Annotated in this window: 3 protein-coding genes; 2 read left to right on the top strand and 1 reads right to left on the bottom strand. The window is 72.7% G+C overall.

Features of this window, described 5'->3' with window-relative positions; genetic code table 11:
* Positions 1-75: 75 nt before the first annotated feature.
* Entirely contained in the window at positions 76-2844 is a 2769-nt protein-coding gene (gene ppc, locus HCN52_RS21760) for a phosphoenolpyruvate carboxylase (RefSeq protein WP_168090146.1), read from the bottom strand.
* Positions 2845-3201: 357 nt separating this feature from the next.
* On the opposite strand from ppc, the gene HCN52_RS21765 reads away from it, so the two are divergent.
* Both HCN52_RS21765 and HCN52_RS21770 read left to right on the top strand, forming a co-directional pair.
* Positions 3202-4224 (top strand): acyl-CoA desaturase, encoded by a 1023-nt coding sequence (locus HCN52_RS21765; protein ID WP_209314839.1) that lies wholly within the window; start codon positions 3202-3204, stop codon positions 4222-4224.
* An 89-nt stretch (positions 4225-4313) separates the two neighbouring features.
* Positions 4314-4916 carry a TetR/AcrR family transcriptional regulator gene (locus HCN52_RS21770; RefSeq protein WP_209314840.1) on the top strand — a complete coding sequence of 201 codons (603 nt, stop codon included), beginning with the start codon at positions 4314-4316 and terminating at the stop codon, positions 4914-4916.
* The last annotated feature ends 75 nt before the right edge of the window (positions 4917-4991 follow it).

Genomic DNA, 4991 nt, shown 5'->3' on the forward strand with positions numbered 1-4991 from the left:
GTGCCGCCCGCCACCGGGGACCGGGGCGGGCGGCACGGGTGTCCGACGGCGGCCCAAAGCCGGGCCGCCGGGGCGTCAGCCGGTGTTGCGGAGCCCGGCGGCGACCCCGTTGACGGTCAGCAGCAGGGCGCGGGAGAGCAGCTGGTCGGGCTCCTCGCCCCGCTCGGCGGCGAGCCGCTGCCGGTGGAGCAGCGAGACCTGGAGGTAGGAGATCGGGTCCAGGTAGGCGTCTCGGATCTGGAGCGTCTGCCGCAGCTCCGGGTTGGCGTCGAGCAGCCGCTCCTCGCCGGTGATCCGCAGCACCTCGGCGACGGCCAGGTCGTGCTCGGTGCGGATGGTGTCGAAGACGTGCTTCAGCTCGTCGGGGACCAGGGTGTCGACGTAGTGCCCGGCGATCCGCAGGTCCGTCTTGGCCAGCGTCATCTCGACGTTGGAGAGGAAGTTGCGGAAGAAGTGCCAGCGCTCGTACGCCTCGGACAGCACCTCGGTGAGCCCGGCCTCCCGGGCGGCGCGCAGGCCGGAGCCGACGCCGAACCAGCCGGGGACGATCTGCCGGGACTGGGTCCAGCCGAAGACCCACGGGATGGCCCGCAGCCCGTCGAGCCCGGCGCCGCTGTCGGGGCGGCGGGAGGGGCGCGAGCCGAGGTGCAGTTCGGCGAGCTGGTCGACGGGGGTGGCCGCGAAGAAGTACGCCGGGAGGTCCGGGTCCTCCACCAGCGCCCGGTAGGCGGTGTGGGCGGCGTCGGAGACGGTGTCCATCGCGGCGTCCCAGCGGGCCAGCGCCTCCTCGGGCTGGCGCGGGGCCGTGTGGAGCGCGGACGCCTGCAGCGTCGCGGCCACCGTCAGTTCGAGGTTCTCCCGGGCCAGCGACGGCACCAGGTACTTGTCGGAGATGACCTCGCCCTGCTCGGTGACCTTGATGGCGCCCTCCAGGGTGCCCCAGGGCTGCGCCAGGATCGCGTCGTGGGTGGGGCCGCCGCCGCGGCCGACGGTGCCGCCGCGGCCGTGGAAGAGCCGCAGCCGCACCCCGTGCCGGTGCGCGACGTCGCGCAGCCGGCGCTGGGCGCGGTGGATCTCCCACTGGGAGGTGGTGATGCCGCCGAACTTCGAGGAGTCGCTGTACCCGAGCATGACCTCCTGGAAGTCGCCGCGGAGCGAGACCAGCCGCCGGTAGGAGGGGTCGGAGAGCATCGCGTCGAGGAGCTCGTCGGCGATGCGCAGCTCGTCGGTGGTCTCCAGCAGCGGCACGATGCCGATGCGGGCCCAGCCGGCGTGGAGGTCGATCAGTCCGGCCTCGCGGGCGAGGACGGCCGCCGCGAACACGTCGTCGGCGCCCTGGCACATCGAGATGATGTAGGACTCGATGACCTCCGGGCCGAAGGTGTCCAGCGCCCGCCGGACGGTGGCGAACACTCCGAGGGTCTTGGCCCCCTCGTCGTCGAGGGGGGCCGGGGTGGGGGCCAGCGGCCGCCGGGAGCGCAGCTCCTTGGCGAGGAGCCGGGTCCGGTAGTCGCGCGGCATGTCGCCGTAGCGCCAGGACTCCTCGCCGAGGCGGTCGAAGAGCTGGCCGAGCGCGTGGTGGTGGGCGTCGGCGTGCTCGCGGACGTCCATCGTGGCGAGCTGGATGCCGAAGGCGGCGACGGTGCGGATGACCCGCTCGACCTGGCCGTCGGCGACGAGTCCGGCGCGGTGGGCGCGCAGCGACTCCTGGACCAGGGCGAGGTCGGCGAGGAGGCCCGCGGTCCCGAGGTAGTCGTGGCCGGGCCGGTGCGGTGCGTCCGCGGCGAGCCGGGCGCGGGTGTTGAGGAGCTTCTGCCGTACGCAGGTCACCTTGAGCCGGTAGGGCTCCTCTGCGTTGAGCCGCTTGTAGCGGGGGGTGATCTCCGGCAGGCGCTCCAGGTCCTCGGCGAGGGAGTCGCGCAGCTCGTCGGTGACGCCGGTGTTGCGGATCGAGCTGGAGAGCAGGCTCCGCAGCTCGTCGATGTGGGCGAGGGCCTGTTCGATGCCGTGCTCGTGCTGGAGCAGCAGCACGTCCCAGGTGACCTGCGGGGTGACGTTGGGGTTGCCGTCGCGGTCGCCGCCGATCCAGGTGCCGAAGGTCAGCGGGCGGCTGCCGGGCGGCAGCACGACGTCGGCGCGCTCCAGCTCGGCGGCGAGGTCCTCCAGCACGTCGCCGACGGCGCCGCTGTGGAGTTCGTCGAGGTAGTAGACGGCGTTGCGCGCCTCGTCGGCGGGCTCGGGGCGGACGACGCGCAGTTCGTCGGTCTGCCAGATGAGGTCGATGTTCTCCGCGAGCCGCAGGTCGGTGCGGCGGCGGTCGGCGCCGCCGTGGTCGTTGTCCGCGTCGAGGAGGGCGGCGACGGTCCGCAGCTTAGTGAGGACCGAACGGCGGGCGGCCTCGGTCGGGTGCGCGGTGAAGACCGGTCGCACGCCGAGGTTGGCGGCGGTCTGCCGCAGGTGCTCGGGGTCGGCGTCCTTGAGCATGTCGGCGGTGCGGGCGAGGCGGCCGCCCTCGGTGGCGCGGTGCGCCCGCAGCTCCCGGCCGCGGTGGACCTGCTCGGTGACGTTGGCGAGGTGGAAGTAGGTGGAGAAGGCGCGGACCAGCTTGGCGGCCGTCTCCAGGTCGGTCTCACCGAGGAGTTCGGCGGCGGCCTCCCCGTCGGTGCGGGTGAGGCGGCGGACTCGTTCGACGAGTTCCAGCAGGTCCTCGCCGTCCTGTCGGACCAGGGTCTCGCCCAGGAGGTCGCCCAGCCGGCGGATGTCGGCGCGGAGGGCCGCGCTGCTTTCGTGTGCTTCCTGGTCCTCGGTGGACCCGGGGTCGTGGATGGCGTCGGCGCTGCTCACAGGTACGGCTCCTTGCGGCTCTAACGACGTGTCTCTACGGACCGCGCTGTCCGGCCGCCCCAGGATATGCACGGGTCCCGTCGGGGGGACCCTCCTTTCACCGTCCCGGGCGCGCGTCGGCGACGGCTGACGCCCCGGCGCGCGCTCCAACGCGCCCTGTTGCACCACTTCGCCCGCTCTTGCGGATCTCCGCACAGTTCTACCTACGCTTGCGTAGGTTACGGTACCGTAAGCCCGCACTTTCCCTTTTGCACCATTTAACCGCTCCGAGGTTCGCGTATGACCATTGATCCAGCTGTGGCTCAGGGCAGTACGTCCGCAGACGCTCGTGACCCCGAGGTCGCCTCCCCCGACGGCATGCCCCCGCCCGCGGCAGCACCCGACGCCGCCGACCGGGGCTCGCCCGGCGGCCAGCAGCAGGCCGCCTCCGCCACGCTGGGCGGCGAGCGCCGCGGCTCGCCGGAGCAGGTCGCGCTGTTCCTCTTCATCACGCTGCCGTTCGTGGCGCTGCTCGCGGCCGTGCCCTTCGCGTGGGGCCGCGGCGTCAGCTGGCTGGACCTGCTGCTGCTCGCCGTCTTCTACTTCATCGGCTGCCACGGCATCACCGTCGGGTACCACCGCTACTTCACCCACGGCGCCTTCAAGGCCAAGCGCCCGCTGCGGATCGCCCTGGCCGTCGCGGGATCGATGGCGGTCGAGGGACCGGTGGTGCGCTGGGTCGCCGACCACCGCCGCCACCACAAGCACTCCGACGCCGAGGGCGACCCCCACTCCCCCTGGCGCTACGGGGAGACGGTGCCGGCGCTGGCGAAGGGGCTCTGGTGGGCCCACGTGGGGTGGATGTTCGACCGGGAGCAGACACCGCAGCAGAAGTACGCCCCCGACCTCATCCGCGACGAGGCCGTGCGGCGCGTCTCGCGGCACTTCCCGCTGTGGACCGCGATCTCCCTGCTGCTGCCGCCGCTGATCGGCGGCCTGGCCACCTGGTCCTGGCAGGGCGCGCTGACCGCCTTCTTCTGGGGCTCGCTGGTCCGGGTCGCGCTGCTGCACCACGTGACCTGGTCGATCAACTCGATCTGCCACGCGGTCGGCAAGCGGCCGTTCGCGTCCCGGGACCGCTCGGGCAACGTCTGGTGGCTGGCCGTACTCTCGTGCGGGGAGTCCTGGCACAACCTCCATCACGCCGATCCGACCTGCGCGCGGCACGGGGTCGACCGCGGCCAGCTCGATTCCAGCGCCCGGCTGATCCGGTGGTTCGAGAAGGCAGGCTGGGCGTACGACGTACGCTGGCCCAGGTCCTCCCGCATCGAGGCGCGGCGTGTGCGCGCTGATCAGGACGCGGAGGAGCGGGAGGGGGCATCCGTCGTGCGCGCCGGGTGACGGACCGCAGCAGCGAACCGGGAGTAGGCGTGGCGAGCGACGACAGCACGGAGAAGGCCCCGAAGCAGCCCCGGCGCGGCCGCCGGCGGATGACCGGCACCGAACGCCGGGCGCAGCTGCTGGACATCGGGCGCTCGCTGTTCGCCGCACGCGGCTTCGAGGGGACCTCGGTCGAGGAGATCGCCGCCAAGGCGGGCGTGTCCAAGCCCGTGGTGTACGAGCACTTCGGCGGCAAGGAGGGGCTCTACGCGGTCGTCGTCGACCGCGAGATGGCCCGCCTGCTGGACATGGTCACCAGCGCGCTCACCGCCGGCCACCCCCGCGAGCTCCTGGAGCAGGCCGCCTTCGCGCTGCTGGACTACATCGAGCAGCACACCGACGGTTTCCACATACTGGTGCGCGACTCGCCGGTCGCCCAGTCCACGGGCACCTTCGCCTCCCTCATCGGCGACATCGCCACCAAGGTCGAGGACATCCTCGGCCACGAGTTCAAGGCGCGCGGCTACGACCCCAAGCTGGCGCCGATGTACGCGCAGGCGCTGGTGGGCATGGTCGCGCTGACGGGCCAGTGGTGGCTCAACGTCCGCAAGCCGAAGAAGGCGGACGTCGCCGCGCACCTGGTCAACCTCGCCTGGCACGGGCTGTCGGGGATGGAGCACAAGCCGCGGCTGGTGGGCCACCGCCGCACCTGAGCCCCTCGGTCGTTCCTCCCGCAGCGTCCGGTGCTGCTGGCCGCGCTGGTGCTGTCGATGGCCAGCGCGCTCTGC

Source organism: Streptomyces bohaiensis (genome assembly GCF_012033785.1).
Lineage (GTDB): Bacteria > Actinomycetota > Actinomycetes > Streptomycetales > Streptomycetaceae > Streptomyces > Streptomyces bohaiensis.

Bases quoted from the DNA above. Each gene is read 5' to 3' on its own strand.
- HCN52_RS21765 (WP_209314839.1), top strand. From the start codon at position 3,202: ATGCCCCCGCCCGCGGCAGCACCCGACGCCGCCGACCGGGGCTCGCCC.
- HCN52_RS21770 (WP_209314840.1), top strand. From the start codon at position 4,314: ATGACCGGCACCGAACGCCGGGCGCAGCTGCTGGACATCGGGCGCTCG.